This window comes from Pseudomonas tehranensis (genome assembly GCF_014268615.1).
GTDB lineage: Bacteria > Pseudomonadota > Gammaproteobacteria > Pseudomonadales > Pseudomonadaceae > Aquipseudomonas > Aquipseudomonas tehranensis.
In genome coordinates this window covers 1-4,456 of the sequence record NZ_JABWQV010000334.1, presented here as the reverse complement: position 1 = coordinate 4,456, position 4,456 = coordinate 1, and the positions used below count along the sequence as shown (strand labels likewise).

3 protein-coding genes are annotated in these 4,456 nt (G+C 62.1%); all 3 read left to right on the top strand.

Annotated features, from left to right (window positions below; translation table 11 throughout):
* The first annotated feature begins 198 nt into the window (after window positions 1-198).
* The 3 genes from HU811_RS25295 to HU811_RS25285 all read left to right on the top strand — a co-directional run bounded on the left by HU811_RS25295 (window position 199) and on the right by HU811_RS25285 (window position 4,257).
* Entirely contained in the window at window positions 199-699 is a 501-nt protein-coding gene (locus HU811_RS25295) for a sigma-70 family RNA polymerase sigma factor (RefSeq protein WP_092456786.1), read from the top strand.
* A gap of 37 nt (window positions 700-736) precedes the next feature.
* The gene (locus HU811_RS25290; RefSeq protein WP_186658732.1) at window positions 737-1,720 is read left to right on the top strand and encodes a FecR family protein; all 984 of its coding nucleotides are present in this window, start codon (window positions 737-739) and stop codon (window positions 1,718-1,720) included.
* 98 nt (window positions 1,721-1,818) lie between these two features.
* Window positions 1,819-4,257: a TonB-dependent siderophore receptor gene (locus tag HU811_RS25285; RefSeq protein ID WP_186658730.1), complete on the top strand. Its 2,439-nt coding sequence runs from the start codon at window positions 1,819-1,821 to the stop codon at window positions 4,255-4,257.
* Window positions 4,258-4,456 lie beyond the last annotated feature (199 nt).

Below are 4,456 nucleotides of genomic sequence, written 5' to 3'. Positions count from 1 at the left end.
TGGGAGCAAAGCTTGCTCGCGATGGCGGTGTGTCCGTCGATGGTGCATGAACTGTCTGACCGCTATCGCGAGCAAGCTTTGCTCCCACATAGATCTAATTCTCAGCTTTGAAGCTTCGGACGACAGGCACTGCAATACGTTTGCTTCAGCTTAATAGGAAGCATTACTATTCACGCCCCGTCCCTACAGCGCAGTGCGATGACCCCCAAGCCGCCCCGCAGACCAGGCTTTTTCGAACATTACGAAGAGTTGATCGGCACCTGGACCCGTCGTCTGCGCAATCGCCAGCAGGCCGAGGACCTGGCTCACGATACCTTCGTGCGGGTGCTTGAGTCCGATTCGGCCGATGTCCAGCAGCCGCGGGCCTATTTGCACCAGACGGCACGCAACATTGCGGTGGATGGCTATCGGCGCGAAGATCGACGGGGCGCCATGGAGGAGGCGGCGCTCGATCACAGCCAGTCGCTTTCGGGCGACCCGGAGCACTACATGCACGCGATCCAGTTGGCAGACTCCATCGAAAGGGCACTGGCCGAGCTGCCCGCCAATTGCCGTACGGTGTTTGTCTGGCAGAAGATCGAAGGCTTGACCCAGGCGGAAATCGCCGAGCGCCTGGGCTTGTCAAAAAACATGGTGGAAAAGTATATGATCCGCACCCTGCGGCATCTGCGCGATCGTCTGGACGGGCCTGGCCAATGACCCGTCGTTATCTTCCACCTGAGTCACAGGACCTTCCATGATGGATAACCGTGAATGCCCGTGCGGGCAGAACCGGGTGCGCGACGAGGCGGCGCAATGGTTCGTACGCTTGCAAGCCCCCGTCATGAGTGTCGATGAGCGCCAGCGTTACAAGACCTGGCTGGACGAACATCCTAATCACCGTGATGAGATTCAACTGCTGCAGGGCATTTGGAGCGCCACGGATCTGTTGCCCAAGGAACGTCTTCAAGCGTTGTGCGAACCACCCGCCAAACGTCCCAAGCGTCGACCGCTGTTGCGCTTCGCCGTGGCCGCCGGGCTGTTGGCGATGGCGGTTGGGCTGGGGTTGTTCAGCGGCTTGGGTGCTTCCCGTGATTACAGCGCTGAATTTGCCACGGCCCTGGGCGAGCGCCGGCATATCGCTTTGCCGGACGGTTCGGTGATCGACCTCAACAGCCGCAGCCGCGTGCGTGTTCAGTTCGCCCACCATCAACGGCGCGTGGAGCTGGCCGAAGGCGAGGCGTTGTTTCGCGTCGAGTATGACGCCGGCCGGCCGTTTACGGTGGAGGCGGGCAACGGCCGGGTGACGGTGACCGGAACGCGCTTCGATGTGCGCCGCGATGCCGACTCAACCCGGGTGGCGGTGGAGCAGGGCAGTGTCAAGGTCCAGGGGCGCGACGCGTCGCAGGCCGAGTTCGTCAGCCTCACGGCCGGCCTTGGCACGCGTATCGATGCGCAGGGCAAGGTCGGCGCACCTTATGGCATCAACGCCGATGAACTCACCGCCTGGCGCCACGGCAAACTGGTGTTCAACAACGCTCCTTTGAGCGAAGTCGCCCAGGAGGTGTCCCGTTATCGCGCTAAACCCTTGCGCATCGGCAGCGCGGCAGTGGGCAACCTGCGTCTGACCAGCGTGTTTCGCGCCGATAACCCTGAGGCGCTGCTCAAGGCTTTGCCGAACATTCTGCCGGTGGCCGTGCGCACCCTGGATGACGGCAGCCAGGAAATAATTGCGCGGTAGATTCAGGTTTTTTTCGAGTTCTTCGTCTTCTTGTCCAACTGCAACTGGTTTGCATTAACAGACGCGTATTCTTGCGATTCAACAGGACAAGGTTCGACGTGAAAACCGCCCTCAAAAATAACAACCGCACCCCCGCCCGCTGGCTGCCGCTGGCCCTCACCCTGGCCGTCAGCACTGCGCTGCCCCAGGCCTTCGCCGATCAGGCCGCCACGCCCATTCACATCCAGGCGCAACCGCTGGCTCAGGCTTTGAGCCAGCTCGGCCAGCAGACCTCTTTGCAGGTGTTCTTCAGCCCGGAGCTGGTGGCCGGTAAGCAAGCCCCGGCGGTGGACGGCAACTTGTCCCCGGAAGCGGCCCTCGGCCGACTGCTGCAAGGCAGCGGCCTGCAATACCAGATCGATGAGGGTTCGGTGACCGTGCTGCCAGCACCTTCGGCGTCCACTGGTGGCCCGCTGGAACTGGGGGCCACCGCCATCCAGGTGGTCGGTGACTGGCTCGGCGATGCCAATGCCGAAGTGGTGCAGAACCATGCCGGCGCGCGTACGGTAATTCGCCGCGAAGCGATGGTGGAGCAGGGTGCGATGAACGTCGGCGATGTACTGCGGCGGGTGCCGGGTGTGCAGGTGCAAGATGCCAATGGCACCGGCGGCAGTGACATCTCGCTGAACGTCGGCGTGCGCGGTCTCACCTCGCGTCTGTCGCCCCGTTCCACGGTGCTGATCGATGGCGTGCCGGCAGCGTTCGCGCCTTACGGTCAGCCGCAACTGTCCATGGCGCCGATTTCTGCGGGCAACCTGGACAGCATCGATGTGGTGCGCGGCGCCGGGTCCGTGCGTTACGGACCGCAGAACGTCGGCGGGGTGATCAACTTCGTGACCCGCGCCATTCCGGAAAAAGCCACCGGTGAAATCGGCACCACCCTGGAAACCTCCCAGCGCGGCGGCTGGAAGCACATCGATAGCGCTTTTCTCGGCGGCACGGCCGATAACGGCATGGGCGTTGCGCTCCTGTATTCGGGGGTCAACGGCAATGGCTATCGCCGGAGCAACAACGACAATGACATCGACGACGTCATCCTCAAGGCCCATTGGGCGCCCACCGAGGTGGACGACTTCTCGCTGAATTTCCATTACTACGACGCCAAGGCTGACATGCCCGGCGGCCTGACCCAGGCGCAATACGACGCGGACCCGTATCAGTCCGACCGTGACTGGGACAACTTCGCCGGCCGGCGCAAGGACGTGTCGTTCAAGTGGATCCGCGAGATCAGCGACCGTACCCAGGCCGAAGTGCTGACCTATTATTCCGACAGCTACCGGGGCAGCACCATCGCCAACCGGGACCAGCGCAACCTGGTGTCCTACCCGCGTACTTACTACACCTTCGGCATCGAGCCGCGGGTGTCCCATGTGTTTGACCTGGGCTCGACCACCCAGGAAGCCAGCGTCGGTTATCGCTACCTCAAGGAAGGCATGCACGAAGAGGCCAGTCGCCTGGCGCTGCGCGATAATCAGCCGGTGGTGCGGCCGGGATCCGACGGCCATGTCTATCAGGACCGCACTGGCGGCACTGAAGCCCACGCGGTCTACATCGATGACAAGATCGACGTCGGCAAATGGACCATCACACCGGGGATCCGTTTCGAACGCATCAGCACTGAGTGGCACGACCGCCCGGTACTCGACACCGCCGGCCGCCCGGTTGAGGAGAAACGCCGCAGCATCGACAGCAACGAACCGCTGCCGGCCCTGAGCGTGATGTATCACCTGTCCGATGCCTGGAAACTGTTCGCCAACTACGAAACGTCGTTTGGCAGCCTGCAGTATTTCCAGCTCGGCCAGGGCGGTAACGGCAACGACACCGCCAACGGCCTGAGCCCGGAAAAAGCCAAGACCTACGAGATCGGTACGCGCTACAACGATGACGTGTGGGGCGGGGAAGTGACGCTGTTCTACATCGACTTCGACGACGAGTTGCAGTACATCAGCAACGACGTGGGTTGGACCAACATGGGCGCGACCAAGCACCAGGGCCTGGAAGCCTCGGTGCACTACGACATGGCTGCGCTGGATCCACGCCTGGAAGGCCTGAGCGCCAATGCCGGTTTCACCTACACCCGTGCAACTTATGAAGGTGATATTCCAAGCTTCAAGGGCCGTGACCTGCCGTTCTACTCGCGTCAGGTGGCGAACATGGGGTTGCGTTATGAGATCAATCGCTGGACGTACAACCTCGATGCCTTTGCTCAGTCCAAACAACGTTCCCCCGGCAACAGCGTGAACCCCGACGGCAGCTTCAGCGACGACTACATCACCGACGGCAGCGCCGATGGACGCTACGGTGACATGCCCGGTTACGTGCTCTGGAACGTGCGCGCCGGCTACGATTTCGGTTCGCAGCTATCGAACCTGAAGGTCGGCGCTGGGGTGAAGAACCTGTTCGACCATCAGTACTACACCCGCTCCAGCGACAACAACTCGGGCATTTATGTTGGCGCACCACGGACGTTTTTCGTGCAGGCGAGTGTAGGGTTCTGATCGGGGATCAGGCACGCTCCTGTGCCTGAAACACAATCCTGTGGCTTGGAACCCAACCCTGTGGCTTTGAGCCCAACCTTGTGGCGAGGGAGCTTGCTCCCGCTGGGGCGCGAAGCGGCCCCCAAACCTGCTGAACGCGGTGCGTCAGACACACCGCGTCCACAGGTTCACGACTGCTTCGCAGCCGAGCGGGAGCAAG